The sequence below is a fragment of the Phenylobacterium sp. genome (assembly GCF_036502675.1).
In the GTDB taxonomy this organism is placed as follows: Bacteria; Pseudomonadota; Alphaproteobacteria; order Caulobacterales; family Caulobacteraceae; genus Phenylobacterium.
In genome coordinates, this window is sequence record NZ_DASXYF010000105.1 from 1 (window position 1) to 21,179 (window position 21,179).

Here is a 21,179-nt window from a genome sequence, read left to right on the forward strand (position 1 = left end):
GCTGGACGAGATCGAGGTGGTGACGCGGCTTGAGGGCTTCCGCGAAGGCACCGGCGCGCTGAAGGACCTGTCCTTCGACACTATCGCCGGGGCGGCGGGCAACGGCGCCATCGTGCATTATCGCCCGACCGAGCGACTGAACCGCAAGGTGGAGCCCGGTTCGCTGCTGCTGCTGGATTCCGGGGCCCAGTACCTCGACGGCACCACCGACGTCACCCGCACGGTGGCGATCGGCCGGCCGTCGGCGGAAATGATCGAGCGCTTCACCCTGGTGCTGAAGGGCCACCTGGCCCTGGCGAGGGTGCGCTTCCCGGCCGGCGCCACCGGCTCGGCGCTGGACGCGCTCGCCCGTGCGCCGCTCTGGGCCCACGGCCTGGACTACGACCACGGCACCGGCCACGGGGTCGGCTCCTACCTCGGCGTCCATGAGGGGCCGCAGCGGATCTCCAAGCTGCCCAACCCGGTGGCCCTGCGCCCGGGGATGATCGTGTCCAACGAACCCGGCTACTACAAGGAAGGCGCCTATGGCATCCGCATCGAGAACCTGCAGGTGGTGACGCCGCCGCAAGGTCTGGAGGGCGGCGAGCGGCCGATGCTGGGTTTCGAGACCCTGACCCTGGCGCCCTTCGACCGGCGGCTGGTGGACGGCGCCCTGCTCACGCCGGAGGAACGCGCCCAGCTCGACGCCTACCACGCCCGGGTGCTGGCGGTGATCGGCCCCAAGGTTCCGGGCGACGTGCGGGCCTGGATGGCGCTGGCCTGCGCGCCGATCTAGCGCCGCCACAGGCCGGCTCAGGCGCCGACCAGGGCCAGCCATTCGTCTTCGGTCATCACCTGGACGCCCAGCTCCGCGGCGGTCTTCAGCTTGGAGCCGGCGCCGGGGCCGGCGACCACGATGTCGGTCTTCTTCGAGACCGAGCCCGACACCTTGGCCCCCAGGGCCTCGGCCTGGGACTTGGCCTCGTCGCGGGTCATCCGCTCCAGGGCGCCGGTGAACACCACGGTCTTGCCGGCCACCGCGGTGTCGCGCTTGGGCTGTTCGGCGTCGCGGATGTCGAGCTGCTCGACCAGGGCCTGCACCAGGGCGCGGTTGTGGTCCTCGGCGAAGTAGGCCGCGGCCGCCTCGATCACCGCGGTCCCGACCTGGTCGAGGGCGTCGAGCTCTTCCATCGCCGCGGGGTCGCGTTCGGCCACCTTGTCCATGGCCTCCAGGAAGGCGGCCGCCGAGCCGTAGCCGCGGGCCAGCACCACGGCGGTGGTCTCGCCGATGTGGCGCACGCCGAGGGCGTAGATGAAGCGGTCCAGGGAGATTTTGCGCCGGGCCTCGACGCCGGCCACCAGGTTGCGGACGCTGACCTCGCCGTAGCCGTCGGTGGCCAGGAGCTCGGCGAGCTTTTCCTCGTCACGGGCCAGGCGGAAGATGTCGGCCGGCTCGCGCAGCCAGCCGCGTTCCACGAAGGCGGTGAGCTGCTTCTCGCCCAGGCCCTCGATGTCGAAGGCCCGGCGGGAGACGAAGTGGCGCAGGTGGGCGAGCTTCTGGAACGGACAGGCGAACTCGCCGGTGCAGCGGCGCACCACGGTCTCGGCGCCCGAGGCCGTGGTCTCGCGCGCCAGCGGCGTGGCCAGGCTGCAGGGACACCGGGTGGGAAAGACGAAGGGCTGCGCGCCCGCCGGACGCTCGTCCGGCACCGGACCCACCACCTGGGGTATCACGTCGCCGGCCCGCTGGACGATGACGGTGTCGCCGATGCGGACGTCCTTGCGGGCGATCTCGTCGGCGTTGTGCAGGGTGGCGGCGACCACCACCACGCCGCCTACCGTCACCGGCCGCAGCCGCGCCACCGGGGTGACCGCGCCGGTGCGGCCCACCTGGATGTCGATGGCCTCCAGGACGGTGCGGGCCTGTTCGGCGGGGAACTTGCGCGCCACCGCCCAGCGGGGCGAGCGGGAGACGAAGCCCAGGCGCTGCTGCCAGTCCAGGCGGTCGACCTTGTAGACCACGCCGTCGATGTCGTAGCCGAGCCTGGGCCTGGCCGCCTCCATCTCGCGGTAGGCCTCCAGCAGGCCCTCCGGCCCCTCGACGCGACGGCTCTGGGGCGTGGTCTGGAAGCCCCAGGCCTTCAGGCTCTGCAGCGCGCCCCACTGGGTCTCGGCGAACGGGGCGCTGAGCAGGCCCCAGGCGTAGGCGAAAAAGCGCAGGGGCCGGCCGGCGGTGATCTTCGGGTCGATCTGGCGCAGGGAGCCGGCGGCGGCGTTGCGGGGGTTGGCGTAGGTGCGCTGGCCGGCCGCCTCGGCCGCCGCGTTCAGGGCCGCGAACTCGGCGTGGCCCAGGTAGACCTCGCCGCGCACCTCGATCACCTCCGGCCAGCCGGAACCGGCCAGCCGGCGGGGGACCTCCTTCAAGGTGCGCAGGTTCCCGGTGACGTCCTCCCCCACCCGCCCATCGCCGCGGGTGGCGCCCTGGACCAGCACGCCGTTCTCGTAGCGCAGGGAGGCCGAGAGCCCGTCGATCTTCGGCTCGGCGGTGTAGGCCACCACCTCCTCCAGCCGCAGGAAGCGGCGGACGCGGGCGTCGAACTCCAGGGCGTCCTCGTCGGAGAAGGCGTTGTCCAGCGACAGCATGGGCACGCCGTGCTCCACCGGCGCGAACTGCTCGGAGCGCGCGGCGCCCACCTTGAACGACGGCGAGTTCTCGCGCACCAGGTGCGGGAAGGCCGCTTCCAGCTCGGCGTTGCGGCGCTTCAGCGTGTCGTAGTCGGCGTCGGAAACCGCAGGCGCGTCGTCGCGGTGGTAGCGGATGTCGTGGGCGGCGATCTCGTCGGCGAGGCGCGTGAGTTCCTCGACCGCCTCGGCCTCGGTCATCACCTTCAGGTCGGTCATGGGACGGGCCTTCCCGCGCGCGCTCCCTTCCCCCTGGAGGGGGGAAGGGCCGGGGATGCAGGTGGCGCCCCAGCCAATGCGCTCCCTTGCGGAGCTATCGTCCGCCCGCGCCAACGCAGAACAGCAGACGGGGGAAACCCGCATAAACCCGCGTAGAGCCGTCGACGCATCAGCGGCGGAAGCCGCCCCACCCCCATCCCTGACCCTTCCCCCCTCCAGGGGGAAGGGAATCGGTGGGCGCCGCTGGACGGGCCGCAAACCCAAGCCGCGCAAGGCTCGAACCGCAGACACTCCCTAAGGCGGTTAGCGGTTTTTCGGGTGGAAACAGCGGATCGTGGGGCGGCGCGCCTCAAACTCGGTTCCATTCGACGTGCAGATTCCATCGCCATCCTTTGCAGCGTCACCTTAGCATGAGAGGGGTGGACGAAATGGAACAAAAGACGAACAATATTGCCTTCGTCACGCATGCATCAGCGCCCTGGCGGCGGCGCGGGCGGCGTCGGTGATGCGGGCGCCGGCCAGCATGCGGGCGATCTCCTCTTCGCGGTCGGCGGGGGCCAGCACCTCGACGGCGGTGCGCAGGCGCTCGGCGTCGCCGGTCTTGGAGATCCGCCAATGGGCGTCGGCGCGGGCGGCGACCTGCGGCGAGTGGGTGACCACCAGCACCTGGGCGTCGGCGGCCAAGCGCCTGAGCCGGAGGCCCACGGCGTCGGCCACGGCGCCGCCCACCCCCTGGTCCACCTCGTCGAAGATCATCAGCGGCTGGACGCCGCCGCGACCGGCCAGCGCCGCCTTCAGCGCCAGGGCGAAGCGGGCGAGCTCGCCGCCGGAAGCGATCGCGCCCAGGTCGCCGAACGGCGCGCCGGGGTTGGTGGCCACCTGGAACACCACCCGGTCGAGGCCGGCGGGACCTGCGCGGTCCTCGTCCAGCGGCTCCACGGAAACGCGGAAGCGGGCCTTGTCGAGCTTGAGGGGCGCGAGCTCGGCCGTCACGACTTCAGCGAGGCGCTCGCCGGCGGCCTGGCGGGCGGCGGTCAGCGCCCCGGCGTCGGCCAGGTAGGCGGCGCGGGCGGCGGCCAACTCGGCCTGGGCGGCGCGCAGGGCTTCCTCGGAGGACTCCACCGCCCGCAGGCGGGCGGCGAAGCGGACCCGGAGCTCGGCGAGCTGCTCCACCGGCGCGCCCAGCTTACGGCCCATGGCCCGCAGCTCGAACAGCCGCTCCTCGACCCTCTCGAGCTGGTCGGGGCGGAAATCGAAGGCCAGGGCCGCGCCGTCGATGCCGGCCTCGGCCTCGGAGGCCTCGGTGAGCGCGCGATCGACAGCCTCCGAGGCGGCGATCAGGCGGCTCACCGCAACCCCCTCCTCCGCGGCGCCGGCCGCCACAGCCCGCTCGCGCGCCCGCTCCAGCGCGCGGATGGCGCCGGCGAGCTTGCCGGTGAGGCCGTGGAAGGCGCCGCGGGCGCTCTGGATGTCGGAGAGCGCCTTTTCCGAGGCGCCCAGGACGGCGCGCTGTTCGGCCAGCGCGGTCTCCTCGCCGCTCTGGGGATCGAGGCGGTCGAGCTCGGAAAGGCGCAGGGTCAGTTCCTCGGTCTCGGCGGCGGCGCGGCCGACCTGGTCCTGCAGGGCCTCGGCGGCGGCGCGGGCGGCGCGCCAGGCGCTCCAACGGGCGGCAAGCGCTTCACGCCGGTCGACGAGGCCGCCGAAGGCGTCGAGCAGGGGCCGGTGACGGCGGGCGTCGAGCAGGCCCACGGTCTCGTGCTGACCGTGCACCTCCAGCAGGGCCTCGCCGATCTCCTTCAGGACGCCGACGCCGGTCGCCTGGTCGTTGACGAAGGCGCGGCTGCGGCCTTCGGCGCCGAGCGTCCGGCGCAGCACCAGGTCCTCGTCGCGGGCGTAGCTCAGGCCCTTATCCTCCAGCAGGTCCCAGACGGAATGGTCGGCGGCCGGGGCGAAGACGGCGGAGACCACCGCCTGGGCCGCACCCTGGCGCACCAAGCCCGCCTCGGCGCGGGCGCCCACCGCCAGGCCCAGGGCGTCCAGGATGATCGACTTGCCGGCCCCGGTCTCGCCGGTGAGCGCCGTGAGGCCGGGCCCGATGGACAGGTCCAGGGCCTCGATCAGCACCACGTCGCGGATCCACAGTCCGATCAGCATGGGTGGCAGGATCGCCTGAAAACGCCGGGGCCGGAAGGGCGCACGGCCGCCTCCGGCCGGCTCAATTGGCCTGGGTCGGTCCCGAAGCCGCGGGAGCGGCGGCCTCGGCCGCGGGCGACGCCGTCGTCGCCACCGGCGGGGCCATCGCCGCGGCCGGCGGCTTGATGGTCTCGGCCTTGTTCTTGCGGAACGGGATGTGGAAGAGCCTGCCCACTCCCTTGCCCGAAGGCTCCGTCGCGGGCCGCAGGCCCTTGCTGGTGAGCAGGCGGTAGGCCTCGGAGTACCAGACGTCGCCGGGATAGTTGTAACCCAGCACCGCGCCGTTGCGCCCGGCTTCCTCCAGCAGGCCCATGGTGAGGTAGGCTTCCACCAACCGGTAGAGCGCCTCGGGCGTGTGGCTGGTGGTCTGGTAGCGGTCGATGACGGTGCGGAAGCGGCCGATGGCGGCGAGCGTGTCGCCCTGGCGCAGGTAGTAGCGGCCGACGGTCATTTCCTTGCCGGCCAGCTGGTCGTTGACCATGTCGATCTTCAGCCGGGCGTCCTGGGCGTATTCCGTGCGCGGATAGCGCTGGGTCACCTCGCGCAGGTTATCCAGCGCCTGGCCGGTGGCGGCCTGGTCGCGGCCCACGTCGACGATCTGCTCGAAGTAGCAGATGGCCTTCAGGTAGTGGGCGTAGGCTGCGGCGGGGTTGCCCGGATAGAGCGAGATGAAGCGGTCGGCGTCGGCCACCGCCTCGGTGTAGTTGTTGCCCTGGTAGTGGGCGTAGGCCTGCATCAGGATCGCCCGGCGCGACCATTCCGAATAGGGGTGCTGGCGCTCCACCTCCTGGAAGTAGTCCACCGACTGGGACCATAGGCCGCGGTCCATCCGGTTGGCGCCGGCGGAATACAGCAGCTCCACCGGCCGCTCTTCGTAGGCCAGCTTGGGCTTGTGCTTCTTGCCGGCGCAGCCGGTCACGGCGATGGCCAGGATGACGGCGACGACAATCGGGCGGGCCGTCGAAATTCGGAGCAGGGACACCTTCACCTCAAGACCAACCCGCGCCCTCGGCGCGAGGCGCCCCTTAGCAGGGTGGGGTGGTTCTACACCAGCGCATGGTTCGCGCAAATCGAACGGCGCGGTCAGCCGGCTTCGGCAAGATCCAGGACGAGGCTGCGCCAGCGCCAGGCCCGCGGCCGGGCCAGGAGCGCCCGCACCAGGGCGTTGTTCACCCCGTGCCCGGCCAGCACGCCTTCGAATCGGCCGATCATCGGGCCGCCGAGGACGTAGAGGTCGCCGATGGCGTCGAGCGCCTTGTGGCGGACGAACTCGTCGGGACGGCGCAGGCCCTCCGGATTGAGTATCCGGTCGCCGTCGATGACCACGACGTTGTCCAGCGAGCCGCCGCGGGCCAGGCCGATGGCGCGCAGCGCCTCGACGTCCTGCAGGAAGCCGAAGGTGCGGCAGTCGGCCAGCTCGCCCCGGAACGCCCGCTCGTCCATGGCCATGTCGATACGCTGGCGGCCGATCACCGGGTTCGCGAAATCGATCTCGAAGGCGAGCTCGAAGCCCTCGGCGGGCGACAGGCGCGCCCATTTGCCGCCGTCCGCCACCTCGACGGTCTCAAGGATCTCGACGTAGCGGCGCGGCGCGTCCTGCGCGCGGCGGCCGGCGCGGTCCAGCTCCTGGACGAACGGCAGGGCCGAACCGTCCATGATCGGCATCTCCGGCCCGTCGACCTCGATGCGGGCGTTGTCGATCCCCAGCATGGCGAGCGCCGCCATCAGGTGCTCGATGGTCGAGACGGTCACGCCGGCGTCGTTGCCGATGACGGTGCCGAGCTGAGTCTTGCAGACCGCCTCGCCCGAGGCCGGGACCAGGTTGCGGGTGAGGTCGGCGATGTCGGTGCGGGCGAAGACGATGCCGGTGTCCGCCGCCGCCGGGCGGACCCGGACGCGCGTGTAGGCGCCGGTATGGACGCCGACGCCGGCGAAGACCGCGGGCCCCTGAAGGGTGTGCTGAAACGCCGATGCGGCCACGTCGCCACCTTCCTGCACTCGAATGCCGTCCGATCGGACCGCGCGCCCCGTCTTTGGGGATAGAACCTCTGCTGCGGCGCCACAAAACACTTCCTGTTTCGGAATGTTTCGCCGCGGCTTGCGGTCCGGATGGGTCTTCAGGTCGACGTTCAGCGGCCCGCGCCACAATCGCCGATCGGCCCGAACGCAAATTCGAGCTGATCGGAAGACGCGATCTTTCAGAGGTTTGCAGCCAAACCCTTAAGACCGGTTAACGCTGTTTGCAGCGCGGGGCAAGAACCACGCTGCGCTGCAGCATCAATCAGGGCGGAAAGGCCTCAGTTGGCCAGGCGACGCAGGAAGGACGGGATCTCCAGGTCCTCGCCGCCTTCGGCCGCCACATCCTCGGCCGGAGCTTCGGCGGGCAGCGCCCCGCCGCGGTGGGCGGCGGCGCGCGGCGCGGGCGCCGGGGTCTCGTAGCGCGGACGGCCGCCGAACAGGCTGAGGAATCCGCCCCGTTGCGGACGGCGCTCCTCGTAGGCGTGGGCGGGGAACAGCGGCTCGTCGGACTCGTCGGCCACGGAGGGATCGACGATGCGGGCGATGGGACGGCTGATCTGCGGCTGCGGCGCGGGCATGGACGCAGTAGCGGCGGAGAGCAGGTCGCCCTGCTCGGCTTCGTCCTGGGCGCGTACCGGCTCGGGCGCGGCGACGGCGACCGGAGCCGGCTGCTGCGGGGCGGCGGGCTGGGGCTCGTAGGCCGCATAGGCCGGCTGCGGCGCGGGGGCCACCGGGCGGGACTCGGCGAAGACGGCGCGCTCGAAGGAGCGGACCGGCTCGGACGCCGGGACCGCCGGCGCGGTACGCAGCGGCGGGGCGGCGAGCGGCGCGCGCTCCGCCTTCGGCTCCATGGCCGCCATGGCGGCGCCGTCCATGCCGGTGGCGACGACGGAGACGCGGATCATGCCCTCCAGGGTGGGGTCGAAAGCCGCGCCGAAGATGATGTTGGCGTCGCCGTCCACCTGCTCGGAGATGGCGTTGGCCGCTTCGTCGACCTCCAGCAGGGTCATGTCGAGACCGCCGGTGACGTTGACCAGTACGGCCTTGGCTCCCTTCAGCGACACTTCGTCCAGCAGCGGGTTGGCGATGGCGTTCTGGGCGGCCATCAGGGCGCGGTCGTCGCCGGTGGCCTCGCCGGTGCCCATCATCGCCTTGCCCATCTCGGTCATCACCGTGCGGACGTCGGCGAAGTCGAGGTTGATCAGGCCGGGCAGCACCATCAGGTCGGTGATGGAACGGACGCCGGAGTGCAACACCTGGTCGGCCATGCCGAAAGCTTCGGCGAAGGTGGTCCGCTCGTTGGCGACGCGGAACAGGTTCTGGTTCGGGATGACGATCAGGGTGTCCACGTAGCGCTGCAGCTCGCCGATGCCGGCGTCGGCCAGGCGCATCCGGTGGCGGCCCTCGAAATGGAACGGCTTGGTGACCACGCCGACGGTCAGGATGCCGCGCTCGCGGGCGGCCTTGGCGATCACCGGCGCTGCGCCGGTGCCGGTGCCGCCGCCCATGCCGGCGGTGATGAACACCATGTGGGCGCCGTCGAGGTGCTCGCCGATCTCGGGAATGGATTCCTCGGCCGCGCTCATGCCGACCTCGGGGTGGGCGCCGGCGCCGAGGCCCTGCGTCACCTGCACGCCGAGCTGGATGCGGCGGTCGGTCTTGGAGAAGGACAGTTGCTGGGCGTCGGTGTTGGCGACCACGAATTCGACGCCTTCCAGGCCCGCCTCGATCATGTTGTTCACAGCGTTGCCGCCGGCTCCGCCGACGCCGAAGACCACGATGCGCGGCTTGAGTTCCGTCGCGCGCGGCGCTGAGAGTGCGATTGCCATGAGAGCCTGCCGTCCTTCGCCAGTCTGTGCATGCACCGGCGCCCCAGCGCGCCGACGCGTCCTTTCAGGATGGGTTAACTAAGGCGCTTCCATCCTTAATCGAGGGTTAACCCGCATACCTTGAGTCGTGCCGGGGTCGACCGTCAGTGAATCCAAAACCCCTGCGGCACAAGGCGTCCCGCGCGGTTGCGGCGACGAATGCGACAACCTGACTCAGATGTGATCGCGGCCTAGCTTCCGCTGCGGCGACCGCCCGGGATCCGACGCCGGCGCCGGCCCTCCGCTACAGGTTGTCGCGCAGCCAGGCGGCGGCCTTGGCCACCGGGTTGGCGCCCGGATCCAGCGGTTCGCGGCGGAGCTTGGCCGAGGCCAACGCCTTGGCCGAGACGGCTTCGCGCGGACCGAAGGCCGAGCGGTGCAGGACGCCCGCCGCGGCGCAGAAGGCCGGGCCGGAGGCGGCGTCGGCCAGGTGCGGCACCCGGCGCGGGCGGCCCAGGCGCACGGGGCGGTCGAACACGCGCACGGCCACTTCGCGCACGCCGGCGAGCTGGGAGGCGCCGCCGGTGAGCACCACGCCGGCGCCGGGCTCCACCGGCGCGCCGGAGGCCTTCAGCCGGTCGCGCAGCAGCTCCAGCGTCTCCTCGACGCGGGGCGCGATGATGCCCTTCAGCAGCGACCGGGGCGCGATCACCGGGCCCGCGCCGGGATCGTCGCCACGGGGCGGCGCCTCGATCATCTCGCGGTCCTCGTTGGCCGAGGCGATGGCCGAGCCGTGCAGGGTCTTGATGCGCTCTGCGCCGGCGATGGTGGTCGAAAGGCCGCGGGCGATGTCCTGGGTCACGTGCTGGCCGCCGACCGGCAGGGTCTCCACGTGAATGGCGCTGCCGCCGGAGAACACCGCCGCGGAGGTGGAGCCGCCGCCCATGTCGATGCAGACGGCGCCCAGGTCCATCTCGTCCTCCTCCAGCGCGGCGAGCGCGGAGGCGAAGGGAGCGGCGACGACGCCCTCGAACTGCAGGTGCGCGCGTTCGACGCAGGCGCCCAGGGTCTGGAACACCGCCTCGCTGACCGAGACGACCAGCAGCTCGACGCCGAGGGTGCGGCCGAACATCGCGCGCGGGTCGCGCACGCCCCCCTGCCCGTCCACGGACCAGGCGATGGGAAGGATATGGGCGGCGCGGCGGCCGGGGAGCTTGATCTGCGAGAGCGCCTGGTGAATGGCGCGCACCAGGTCGGTGTCGGTGATCGGACGCGCGCCAAGCGAGACCTTGCCGGAGACCCGGCTGGACCTGAGCTGGCCGCCGGCGGTGGCGACCGTGACGCCCTGGACGTTGACGCCCGCGACGTTCTCGGCCCGCTCCACCGCCTGGGCGATGGCCTCGGAGGCCTCGTCCAGGTTGACGATGGCGCCTCCGCGGACGCCGCGGGACTGCACATAGCCCACGCCGGCGCAGGCCAGGGTGCGGTCGGACTGGCGGACGCCGTCGGGCTTCATGATGAAGCAGGCGACCTTGGAGGCGCCCAGATCGACGGCGGCCACCACGGGGGTGCGGCCGAGCGCGGCCTTCAGGCCTTCGCGCCCGGCCTGGGCGCTGTCGAGGCGGGCGGCGGTCTTGACTTGTCTGGACATGAATTCCTCACGCACCGCCGGCGACCAGCTGCCCCGGAAGGGCCGCGTCCCTCAGGCGAACCGCCACCGAGTCTGGATTGCGCAGGTCGATGCGCTCGAAGCCGAGTTCGAGGATCCGCGTACGCTGATCAAGCTGTTCCAATTGGATCAAGGCCTCCTCTTCGCCCACCGCCGGAAGCTGCACGAGGGAGCCGTCCTTCAGGCGCAGGTCCCAGCGCCGGTCGTCCACGCGGACGAGGGCCTCGAGGCGCTCCATCAGCCGCGGACGCTGCTCGACGGCCGGCAGGATGTCGGCGGCGTGCTGGTTGGCCGCAGCGCCGACGATCAGCGGCAGGGTCGGGAACCGGCCGGGATCGGCTTCCGGGATCACCTGGCCGTGCTGGTCGATGACCACGCTGCGGCCGTGGTTCTGCCAGACGGCGAGCTGGCCGCGCTCGACCACGGCGATCACCAGGGTGTCGGGCAGCAGGCGGACGATCCTGGCTTCCTTGACCCAGCCCACCTGCTCGACGCGCTTGCGCAACGCCTCCAGGTCCATGCCGAGCAACGGCTGGTCCTTGTAGAGGCCGACGGCCTTCAGGATGTCGGCCTCGGCCATCGGCGAGGCGCCCTGCACGTGCACGGCGGCCAGCTTGAAGCCCAGGGCGGCGGCGCCGTTCTGAAGGCGTTCGCCGAAGCCTTCGGCCACGTGCTGGGCGCGATGGCCGGTGGCCAGGGTGACGGCCAGCGCCAGGCCCAGCACCGCGGCGGCGGCGCCCAGGGCGTGCTGCGGCGAGAGCCCGATCCCCTGGGCGGCCTTCAGCTTGCCGGGCGCATAGCCCGCGCCCTTCCCCTTGCTCTGGGAAGCGCGGGGCGTGGATGCGTTTGCGGGCGTTTTAGCCCGGGGTTTCGCCTGCGTTCGCGATCCCCCCCGCACAACCGCGGGCATAGGCGTCCTCCGTGATCCAAAGCACAAGTCGGTCGAAGTCCACGCCCAGCGACGCCGCCTGCTCGGGGACGAGCGATGTGGGCGTGAAACCGGGCTGCGTGTTGACCTCCAGAAGGACCAGAATGTCGTTAATGTCGTCATAACGCAGGTCGGATCGGGTAACGCCCCGGCAACCAAGCGCCGCGTGGGCGGCCTCGGTCATTCTCAGCGCCTTTTCAAAGACATAGGGCGGAAGGTCGGCCGGAATGACGTGCCTGGATCCTCCGTCCCCGTACTTCGCTTCATAGTCGTAGAAGCCGCTCGCGGGCACGATGTCGGTGACGGTCATCGCCTTGCCGTCCATCACCCCCACGGCCAGCTCCTTGCCGCGGATGTAGGGCTCGACCATCACCTGCTCGCCGAAGGTCCAGTTCTCGGCCGCCAGTTCCGTGGGCGGGCCGTTGGCGCCTTCGTGCACGATGATCACACCCACCGACGAGCCCTCGGCGTTGGGCTTGACCACGTAGGGCGGCGGAATGACGTGGCGGGCGGCGACGTCGAAGCGGTTGAACAGGCCACCCCCGGGAACGGCGACGCCGGCGGCGGCCAGCACCGCCTTGGCCTTGTCCTTGTCCATGGCCAGGGCCGAAGCCAGCACGCCGGAGTGGGTGTAGGGAATTCCCAGGGTCTCCAGAACCCCCTGGACGCAGCCGTCCTCCCCCCAGGCGCCGTGCAGGGCGTTGTAGCAGGCGTCGGGCTGCAGCCGGGTCAGCACCTCGGCCAGGTCGCGGCCTGCGTCAATGCGGCTCACCCTGGCGCCGAGGCGCTGCAGGGCGTCGGCGCACTCGCGGCCGGAGACCAGACTCACCTCCCGCTCGGAGGAGAGGCCGCCCAGCAGGACGGCGACGTGGCGGCCGGCAAGGGGAAGAGCCATGGGAATCACCGTGGATTGGTTTGCATCTGAGGTTGGATGGAAGCGGAACAGCTTTCCCTTCCCCTTTATGGGGAGGGACGAGCCGGCGCCAGCCGGCGCGGGGCTGGGATAGGGTGGACGCAGATCCTCGGCGAACCCTGGTCGGTAGTGGGCTCAGGCCTTCCGTGGGCCGCTTCGACGCTGCATCGCACCCGTCCCGCCCGTATCGGGCGGCAGTATGGTTAGCGAACGGTTACTTTCCGGCCAGGGCGCGGAAATCGATGTCGCTGTCGGCCACGGTGTACAGAAAGGCGGCCCAGACCGCGACGCTCTGCGCCAGGTCCCGCGGGTCGATCTTGTCCCGGGTGTCGTCGGCGGAGTGGTGCAGGTCGAAGTAGCGGCTGGTGTCGGGGGTGAGGCCCACGGTGGGCGCGCCCAGCGCGATCAGCCCCGCCACATCCGAGCCGCCGACGGTGGCGGGCTCCCGCGAGACCACCACCTTCAGGGGCGCGAGAACGGTCGCGAAGGCCTTCATCGCCGGGTGGTCCAGCGCGCCCTTGGGCAGGCGCGCCTGCCAGACGGGACCTGCGCCGGCGTCGCTCTCGGCGGCCAGCACGATCTTGCCGATCTCGGCCTTGTGGGCCGTGGCGTAGGCCTCGCCGCTGGAGTCCATCTCCTCCGCGCCCCACAGCACCACCCGGACCGTGCGGCGGGGCGCGCCGCGCTCGCCGACCAGCTTCGCCGCGGCGGTGGTGACCGCCAGGCCCGCGCCGTCGTCGACGGCGCCCGTGCCCGGGTCCCAGGAATCCAGGTGGCCGCCAACCACGACGACCTCGTCCGGCGCCTCGCGGCCGGGGATCTCGCCCACCACGTTCCAGGCGGGCGCGGCCGGGTCGCTGCGGGAAGCCAGCGACAGGCGCACGCGCACCGGACGCCCGCGGGCGACCATCCGCTCCAGCAGCTGGGCGTCGGGCACGGAGAGGGCCGCGGCGGGGATGGCCGGCGCGTCGCTGGCCTGGCGCATGGCGCCGGCGTGCGGCAGACGGGCGTCGTCGGTGGAGAGCGATCGGACCAGGTAGGCTACGGCGCCGCGGCGGGACGCCTCGGCCGCGCCCTGGGTGCGGTTGCGGTTGATCGCCCCATAGCCCGCCCCGTCCATGGTGCGGGTCATGGCCTGGGTGACCACGGCGATCTTGCCCTTCAGGCTCCCGGGGGGCTGGGCGAGGAGCTCGTCGAAGGACCTGAACAGCGCGATCTCAGCCTCGATCCCGCCCCTGGGCGTGGGCGCCGAGCGGCCGAGTCCCAGGACGTGCAGCGGCTGCGGAAACGGCGCGACCACCTCGGCGGACTCCGGCCCGCGCAGCCAGGCGTCGGCGGCGAAGGGCTCGAGGTGGACGTTCTTGAAGCCCAGCGCCGCCAGCTTGGCCACGGCCCAGTCGCGGGCCCGCAGCATGGCGGGGGAGCCGGCGGGCCGGGGGCCGACTTCGGTCGTCAGCGACTCCACGATGGACCAGGCGGTTCCGTCGGCCAGCGCCCGGTCGCGCAGCTCGGCGGCGCCGGCGGCCAAGTCCTGGGCGTAGGCCTGACCGCCGGTGAGGAGCGCCGCGGCGGCGGCGGCGGAGGCGAGGCGGCGGCTCACGCCGGGCGACCCGGGAAGTGCGCCAGGGCGAGGGCGCGCACCGCCGCCTGGTCGAGGCCCTTGGAGCCCACGGCCCAGAGGTCGAAGAACTTGGGGCGCGCCATGCCCGCCACCTCCTTGAGGCCCGCCGCCTGCATCGCCGACAGCAGCACCTTCAGTGTGAAACCGCAACGGTGGGCCATGTGGAGGTTGCCGCGCGCCATCAGCGGCCTGTGGCCGTAGAGGATGTCGAGGGGCGAGATCGGGCCGGCGGGCGACTCGTAAGCCGGCTCCAGCAGCTTGTCCTCCGCCACCAGGGCGGCGACCGACTGCAGGTCGGGACAGGTGACGATGACGAAGCCCTCGGGCGTCAGCACCCGGGCGAACTCGGCCAGGGCGACGGGCGCCTCGAAGGGATAGAGGTGCTCGATGTTGTGGCTGGAGAACAGGGCGTCCACCGAAGCGTCGGCCACCGCCGAAAGGTCGGTCATGGTCCCCAGGATGTCCGGCTGCGCCGCCGGGTCGATGTCGAACCTGATCTCGCGCCACTCCTCGCCCTGGAAGCCGCGCGTGGTCTGGGCCTTGCGCTTGGGTCCGCAACCGACGTGGAGAAGGGTGGGCATGGGGGAGTCGTGGCGCATCGGGGGTGTGGAGGCAAGGCGCCGAGCCTTAGATCCTCCCCCAGCGCGTAGCGCGATTGAGGGGGAGGTGGATCGCGGCGCAGCCGCGAGACGGAGGGGGGTGACGCCCACGGCGCTAGCCGCCGCCAGAACCTGCAGCTTCGAAATGCCCGAGAATTGTGCGTGTGGCGTCGTCGACATCTTCAAGGATCAACGCAGCGCTCAAGCGAAGGGTGGTGACCCCCTGGGCACGGAGCCAAGCGTCGCGCCGCTCGTCGCGCCCAGGCCGATCGCCGAAATCATGACTGGCCCCATCAACCTCGACGGCGAGCCGCAGGGCCTCGCAGTAGAAGTCCAGAATGTACGGCCCCATCGGATGCTGTTTGCGAAAATGCAGGCCCTGCAGCTTTCGGCCCTTGATCGCCTTCCAGAGCAGGACTTCCGGCAGGCTCATACGGCCGCGAAGAGCTTTGGCGTGGTCCTTTGTCGTGCGCGGCGCATCCATTCGCCAACCTTAGGAGATCGCCGATCATCAAAACGAGCGGTCTTTTGAATCGCCCTGATACGGACCTGCCGAAGTTCTGACAGGGGTGGGGCGCGCTCATTGGCATTTCGCTGGGAAGCGGACTTTCGTCGCCCGGAATGCCGGGCGCCAACATGCAATGCGACCCAGCAGATCCTGCGGCCGCCGAAGCGGGCAGCGGAGTGGGCTGCAACCCCCTCCGTCTCGCAGCTCCGCCGCGAGCCACCTCCCCCTCAACCGGGCTTCGCCCTGGGGGAGGATCTAAGGCGGCCGTCCGATGCGCTTGATCTCCCATTCCAGGGCGACGCCCTGTTTCGCCTGCACCTCGGCGCGAACCGTTTCGCCCAGGCCCTCGAGGTCGGCGGCCGTGGCCTCGCCGCCGTTGATCAGGAAGTTGGCGTGCAAGGGCGAGAACATCGCCCCGCCATGGGGCTTGCCGCGGAAGCCTGCGGCGTCGACCAGCTTCCAGGCGGAATGGCCGGGCGGGTTCTTGAACGTGGAGCCGCCGGTCTTCTCGCGGATCGGCTGGCTCTGCTCGCGGCGGGCGGTGATCCCGGCGATGCGGGCCTCGACGGCGGCCGGATCATCGGGCCGGCCCTGGAAGGCGGCGCGGGTGACCACCACGCCCGCCTCCGCGCCCCAGCCGTGGCGGTAGGTGAAGGCGCCGGGATCGCTGAATCGCACCGGCCGCCCCCGGCGGTCGAGGCCGGAGGCTTCCACCAGCACGTCCCTGGTCTCCGCGCCGTAGCAGCCGGCGTTCATGGCCACGGCGCCGCCGACGGTCCCCGGCACGCCGGCCAGGAACTCCAGGCCGGCGATCCCCGCCTGGGCGGCGGCCCGGGCCACGGCGGAGTCGAGGGCGGCGGCGCCGGCCGAGAGGCGTGATCCGCCCTCGGGCGCGACGGCGGCGAAGGCCTTGCCCAGACGCACGACCACGCCGTCGACCCCGCCGTCGCGGACCAGCAGGTTGGAGCCGACGCCCAGGGTCATCAGCGGCACGCCCGGATCGAGGGCGGCCAGGAAGGCGGCGAGGTCCGCCGCGTCGGCCGGCATGAACAGCACGTCGGCGGGCCCGCCGACCCGCAGCCAGGTGAGCGGGGCCAGCGGCTGGTCGCGCACCAGCCGTCCGCGCACCTCGGGCAGGCGGTCGCGCCAGGTCATGGCGCCTTGGCGGCCAGGGCCTCGAGCTCGGCCGGCAGGGCGTAGGCCCAGGCGGTGATGTCGCCCGCGCCCAGGCAGACCACCACGTCGCCGGGCCTGGCCTCTTCGGCGATCATCCGGGCGAGATCTGACGGCGCCTCCAGCGGCAGGGCCCGCCGGTGGCCGTAGCGGCGCAGGCCCTCCACCAGGGCGTCGCGGCTGACGCCCTCCAGCGGCGCCTCGCCGGCCGGGTACACGTCGGCGACGATGGCGGAGTCGGCGTCGTTGAAACAGGCGCAGAACTCGGGGAACAGGTCCCGCAGGCGGCTGAAGCGGTGCGGCTGCACCACCGCGACCACCCGGCCCTCGGTGACGGCGCGGGCGGCCTTCAGGACCGCGGCGATCTCCACCGGATGGTGGCCGTAGTCGTCGATGACCCGCACGCCGTTCGCCACGCCGGTGGTGGTGAACCGGCGGCGCACGCCCTCGAAGCCCGCCAGGCCCTGGCGGATCTGCGCTTCGGAGACGCCCAGCTCGCGCGCCACGCCCACGGCGGCGAGCGCATTCTGCACGTTGTGCTGACCGGCCATGGGCAGGTGCAGGTCTTCCATCCGCACCGCCTCGCCCTCGCGCGGGGCGATGACCACGTCGAACCGCGCGCCCTCCGGCCCCATGCTGATCCGCTCCGCGCGGACCTCGGCCTGCGGGCTGACGCCATAGGTCACCAGCCGGCGGTTCTCCACCCGCGCGGCCACCGACTGCACGTCCGGGTCGTCGATGCAGACCATGGCGAAGCCGTAGAAGGGGATGTTCTCCACGAAGGCCGCGAAGGCCTGCTTGACCGCCTCGAAGTCCCCGTAGTGGTCCAGGTGCTCGGGATCGATGTTGGTGACGATGGCCACCGTCGAGCGCAGCTTGAGGAAGGTGCCGTCGCTTTCGTCGGCCTCGACGACGATCCAGTCGCCCTCCCCTACCTTGGCGTTGGTCCGGTAGGCGTTGATGATGCCGCCGTTGACGACGGTGGGATCCAGGCCGCCCGCGTCCAGCAGGGCGGCGACCATCGAGGTGGTGGTGGTCTTGCCATGGGTGCCGCCCACCGCCACCGAGAACTGCAGGCGCATGAGCTCGGCCAGCATCTCGGCCCGGCGCACCAGCGGCAGGCGCCGTTCGCGGCCGGCGGCCATCTCCGGATTGTCGGGCTTCACGGCGGTGGAATAGACGATCGCCGAGGCGCCCTCGACGTTGGCCGGATCGTGGCCGATGAACACCTTCGCGCCCAGCTCGCGCAGGCGATCGACATTGGCGCTGGCCTTGGCGTCGGAGCCCTGCACCGTGTAGCCGATCCGCAGCATGATCTCGGCGATGCCGCTCATGCCGATGCCGCCGATGCCGATGAAGTGCACGGGGCCGATGTCGAAGGGGACGGGACGTCGGTTCATGGTTCCCCCTCTAGCGGGTTTGCGCGGTTTGCTCCACGACGTCGGCCAGCCTTTCGGCGGCGTCCGGCCTGGCGACGCTGCGCGCGGCGGCGGCCATGCGGGCGAGGCCGGCCGGATCGCTCAGCAGGCGCTCCAGCGCGGCGTTGAGGGTCTCGACGGTCAGCACGTTCTCGCGCATCACCTCCGCCCCGCCCACGTCGGCCAGCAGCCGGGCGTTCTGGCCCTGGTCGTCGTCCAGCGCGATGGCCAGGGGGACGAGGATGGCGGGGCGGCCGGCGACGGCCAGCTCGCAGACGGTGCCGGCGCCCGAGCGGCCGACGACCAGGTGCGCCTGGCCCAGGCGGCCGGCCATGTCGCGGAAGAAGGGGGCGACCTCGGCCTCGACGCCGGCCTCGGCGTAGGCCTGGCGGGCCAGGTCCATGGATTCCGGCCGCGTCTGCTGCTGCACCCGCAGGCGCAGGCGCAGCGCCTGGGGCAGGCGCGCGACCGCCTGGGGCAGGCGCTCGGAGAGCAGGCGCGCGCCCTGGCTGCCGCCGGTCATCAGCAGGCGCAGGGGACCGTCCGCCGTGGGGGCCTCGTAGGCGAGGTCGGCCAGGGCGCGGATCTCGGGCCGCACGGGATTGCCGACCACGACAGCGCGGGCGGCGATCTTGGCCGGCGCCTTCTGCAGCACCGGAAAGGCGCAGGCGACGGTGCGGACGTGGCCCGCCAGCCGGCGGTTGGCGCGGCCCATCACCGCGTTCTGCTCGTGCACCACGGTGGGGCGGCCCTGGGAGATGGCGGCCAGCAGGCCGGGCACGGAGGGATAGCCCCCGAAGCCCACCACCACCGCCGGCCTGATCTCGGCAAAGGCCTTGCGAGCCTGCATGACGCCCTCGACGATGGCCAGGCCGGCGCGGGCCATGCCCAACGGGTCGCCTGAGCGGAAGGTGCGGGCCGAGAGGCCGATCTTGCGCTCGGCCGGGAAATCGCCGGCGAAGGCCGCCACCCGCTGGTCGGAGGCCAGCACGATCCGCCAGCCGCGGGCGATCAGCGCCTCGGCCAGGGCCTGGGCGGGGAACAGGTGGCCGCCGGTGCCCCCGGCCGCGACGACGGCGATCCTGTCCATGGCGCGGTTAAGTGAGGCCGCCGGAACTGGTCAGGCCCTCGCCCTGCGAATAGGCCCCGGGCCGGCGGCGCGTGAGCGCCAGCGCCATGCCCAGGGTCAGGCCCATGGCCAGCATCGAGGAGCCTCCGTAGGAGATGAACGGCAGGGTCATGCCCTTGGTGGGGATCAGGTTGAGGTTCACCGCCACGTTGATGAATGCCTGCTGGCCCACCAGGACGAACAGGCCGGCGGCGGCCACCTGCTCGAACGGGTCCGACAGCTTCATGGCCTTGTAGAGGCCGCGGATCACCACGACGGCGAACAGCGAGATCAGCAGCAGGGAGAAGACCAGGCCGTACTCCTCGGCGCCCACCGAATAGATGAAGTCGGTGTGCAGGTCGGGGACGTGGCGCTTCATCACCCCCTCCCCCGGCCCGCGGCCGAACAGGCGGCCGGCGGCGATGGCCTCGGCGGCCCGGTCCACCTGGTGGGTGTCGGCCTTGTCGGGGCTCAGGAACCGGTCCACGCGGCTGGCGACGTGCGGCATCAGGAAATAGGTGGACGAGAGGCCCGCGACCGCCGCCCCGCCCAGCAGCATCACCCAGGAGAGCGGCACCCCCGCCATCCAGAAGCAGGCCCCGAAGGCCACGGTGATCAGCACCGTCTGGCCCACGTCGGGCTGGATCAGCAGCAGGCCCGCGGCCAGGGCGTAGAGGCCGAAGGCGATGGAGACGCCGGGGACGCCATTGCCCTTCTGGCCCTCGGCGAACATCCAGGCCACCAGGATGACCAGGGCGGGCTTCATGAACTCCGACGGCTGCAGGCTGAAGCCGCCGAACTCCAGCCAGCGGGTCGCTCCCTTGGCGTTGTGGCCCGCGAAGGGCAGCGCGATCATCACCAGGATGGCCACGAGGTAGATGCAGAAGGCCGCCCTGCGGATGGTCTTCACCTCGAGCATCGAGACGCCCAGCAGCACCACCGTCGCGCCGACGGCGAAAACGCACTGGCGCACCGCGAAGTGGAAGGGGTCGCCGACGTTCATCCGCTGGGCCGCCGCGGGGCTGGCGGCGAAGGACATCATGACGCCGAGCGCGATCAGCACGGCGACCACGCCCAACAGCCAGCGGTCGACGGTCCACCACCAGACGCCCAGCGCCGTGCGGTCGCTGCGGGCGAAGGCGTGGGCGTTGGAGGTGAGGCTCACGGGCGGGTCCGGGAAGGAGAGGACGAGCGACGATCGACCCCTCTCCCCGCTTGCGGGGAGAGGTCGGGCGAGGGGCCTCGCCGCAGGCGAGGACGGCGGCGAGGCCGCCGTTGAACCAGGATCCTGTCCCCGGCGCCATGCGGCGGAGAGACTCCCCTCGCCCATCCTCTCCCCCCGCAAGGGCGGGTGGAGAGGGGTTGCCGCGGCGACGTCATGCGCGGGCCCCTTGCGGGGTTGCGGCCGCGAGGCCGTGGACGGCGGCGCGGAAGGCCTCGCCGCGCGCCTCGAAATCGGTGAACTGGTCGAAGGAGGCGCAGGCGGGCGACAGGAGCACGATGGCGTCCTGGCCGCCGGCCGCGGCGTCGGCGTAGGCGCGCGCCACGGCCGCGTCGATGGTCCCGCAGTCGGCGAAGTCGGCCTTGCCCTTCAGGGTGCGGGCGAACTCGGGGGCCGCCTCGCCCACGAGGTAGGCCTTCTCCACCCGCGGGAAGAGGTCGGCGAGACCGTCGATGCCGCCGCTCTTCGGCTGGCCGCCGACGATCCAGTAGACCTTGGGATAGGACGAGAGCGCCTGGCGCGCGGCGTCCGAGTTGGTGGCCTTGGAGTCGTTGACGAAGCGCACCCGGCCAAGCTGGCCCACGGTCTCCATACGGTGCGCCAAGCCCGGGAAGCTCATCAGCCCCTCGGCGGCGTCCTCCGGCGAGACGCCGATGGCGCGCACCGCGGCGTAGGCGGCCGCGGCGTTCTGCCAGTTGTGGCGGCCCGGCAGCGAGCGGGCGCGCAGCAGGTCGGCGATCTCCATCGCCCGCTCGCCGGTGGCGTCGTACAGCAGGCCCTGCAGGGCGTAGACCCCCCGGCCCATCGCCTTGCTGGCGGAGATCGGCACGATGGTGCGACGGTTGGCGGCGGTGATCTCGGTGCAGATCCGCTGGCCCCAGGCGTCGTCGACGCCGATCACGGCGGTGTCGCCCTTGCCCTGGTTCATCAGCACGCGGCGCTTGGCGGCAACGTAGCCCTCCATGCCGCCGTGCCGGTCCAGGTGGTCGGGAGAGATGTTGAGGATGACCGCGGCGTCCGGCTTCAGCGTCGAGGTCAGGTCGAGCTGGTAGGAGCTCATCTCCAGCACATAGACCGAGCCGCCGTGCATGTCGTCGAGGCCCAGGACGCCGTAGCCGAT

General features: G+C 72.0%; 17 protein-coding genes. 1 reads left to right on the forward strand and 16 read right to left on the reverse strand.

The window, feature by feature from the left end:
* On the forward strand, positions 1-775 hold a 775-nt coding region (locus VGL30_RS13395; RefSeq protein WP_331540504.1), incomplete at its 5' end, for a M24B family metallopeptidase.
* Positions 776-792: 17 nt separating this feature from the next.
* On the opposite strand, the gene ligA is transcribed toward VGL30_RS13395, so the two are convergent.
* From ligA to murD, 16 genes are all read right to left on the reverse strand, one after another.
* On the reverse strand, positions 793-2,880 hold the full coding sequence (gene ligA / locus VGL30_RS13400) for an NAD-dependent DNA ligase LigA (RefSeq protein WP_331540505.1): 2,088 nt from the start codon (positions 2,878-2,880) through the stop codon (positions 793-795).
* 459 nt (positions 2,881-3,339) lie between these two features.
* On the reverse strand, positions 3,340-5,034 hold the full coding sequence (gene recN, locus VGL30_RS13405) for a DNA repair protein RecN (RefSeq protein WP_331540506.1): 1,695 nt from the start codon (positions 5,032-5,034) through the stop codon (positions 3,340-3,342).
* 61 nt (positions 5,035-5,095) lie between these two features.
* The gene (locus tag VGL30_RS13410) at positions 5,096-6,049 is read right to left on the reverse strand and encodes an outer membrane protein assembly factor BamD (protein ID WP_414694998.1); all 954 of its coding nucleotides are present in this window, start codon (positions 6,047-6,049) and stop codon (positions 5,096-5,098) included.
* A gap of 107 nt (positions 6,050-6,156) precedes the next feature.
* The gene (lpxC, locus tag VGL30_RS13415; protein ID WP_331540508.1) at positions 6,157-7,053 is read right to left on the reverse strand and encodes a UDP-3-O-acyl-N-acetylglucosamine deacetylase; all 897 of its coding nucleotides are present in this window, start codon (positions 7,051-7,053) and stop codon (positions 6,157-6,159) included.
* Between the two features lie 317 nt (positions 7,054-7,370).
* Positions 7,371-8,921, reverse strand: a complete 1,551-nt coding sequence (ftsZ, locus tag VGL30_RS13420) for a cell division protein FtsZ (RefSeq protein WP_331540509.1) — start codon at positions 8,919-8,921, stop codon at positions 7,371-7,373.
* 283 nt (positions 8,922-9,204) lie between these two features.
* The gene (gene ftsA, locus VGL30_RS13425) at positions 9,205-10,551 is read right to left on the reverse strand and encodes a cell division protein FtsA (RefSeq protein ID WP_331540510.1); all 1,347 of its coding nucleotides are present in this window, start codon (positions 10,549-10,551) and stop codon (positions 9,205-9,207) included.
* 7 nt (positions 10,552-10,558) lie between these two features.
* Positions 10,559-11,479, reverse strand: a complete 921-nt coding sequence (locus VGL30_RS13430; protein ID WP_331540511.1) for a cell division protein FtsQ/DivIB — start codon at positions 11,477-11,479, stop codon at positions 10,559-10,561.
* Positions 11,427-12,392 (reverse strand): D-alanine--D-alanine ligase, encoded by a 966-nt coding sequence (locus VGL30_RS13435; protein WP_331540512.1) that lies wholly within the window; start codon positions 12,390-12,392, stop codon positions 11,427-11,429. Before VGL30_RS13435 ends, VGL30_RS13430 begins: the two co-directional genes overlap by 53 nt.
* A gap of 232 nt (positions 12,393-12,624) precedes the next feature.
* Positions 12,625-14,010: a M20/M25/M40 family metallo-hydrolase gene (locus tag VGL30_RS13440; protein WP_331540513.1), complete on the reverse strand. Its 1,386-nt coding sequence runs from the start codon at positions 14,008-14,010 to the stop codon at positions 12,625-12,627.
* Positions 14,007-14,612: a class I SAM-dependent methyltransferase gene (locus VGL30_RS13445; protein WP_331540514.1), complete on the reverse strand. Its 606-nt coding sequence runs from the start codon at positions 14,610-14,612 to the stop codon at positions 14,007-14,009. The genes VGL30_RS13440 and VGL30_RS13445 overlap by 4 nt, the downstream gene beginning before the upstream one ends.
* 133 nt (positions 14,613-14,745) lie before the next feature.
* Positions 14,746-15,114 (reverse strand): endonuclease domain-containing protein, encoded by a 369-nt coding sequence (locus VGL30_RS13450; protein WP_331540515.1) that lies wholly within the window; start codon positions 15,112-15,114, stop codon positions 14,746-14,748.
* Between the two features lie 279 nt (positions 15,115-15,393).
* Positions 15,394-16,293 (reverse strand): UDP-N-acetylmuramate dehydrogenase, encoded by a 900-nt coding sequence (murB, locus tag VGL30_RS13455; protein ID WP_331540516.1) that lies wholly within the window; start codon positions 16,291-16,293, stop codon positions 15,394-15,396.
* A complete protein-coding gene (gene murC, locus VGL30_RS13460) occupies positions 16,290-17,711 on the reverse strand; it encodes a UDP-N-acetylmuramate--L-alanine ligase (RefSeq protein ID WP_331540517.1) in 1,422 nt (473 codons plus the stop codon). Before murC ends, murB begins: the two co-directional genes overlap by 4 nt.
* Before the next feature lie 10 nt (positions 17,712-17,721).
* Positions 17,722-18,819: an undecaprenyldiphospho-muramoylpentapeptide beta-N-acetylglucosaminyltransferase gene (gene murG / locus VGL30_RS13465; RefSeq protein WP_331540518.1), complete on the reverse strand. Its 1,098-nt coding sequence runs from the start codon at positions 18,817-18,819 to the stop codon at positions 17,722-17,724.
* Positions 18,820-18,826: 7 nt separating this feature from the next.
* Positions 18,827-20,002, reverse strand: a complete 1,176-nt coding sequence (gene ftsW, locus VGL30_RS13470; protein WP_331540519.1) for a putative lipid II flippase FtsW — start codon at positions 20,000-20,002, stop codon at positions 18,827-18,829.
* Between the two features lie 211 nt (positions 20,003-20,213).
* On the reverse strand, positions 20,214-21,179 hold a 966-nt coding region (gene murD / locus VGL30_RS13475; RefSeq protein ID WP_331540520.1), incomplete at its 5' end, for a UDP-N-acetylmuramoyl-L-alanine--D-glutamate ligase.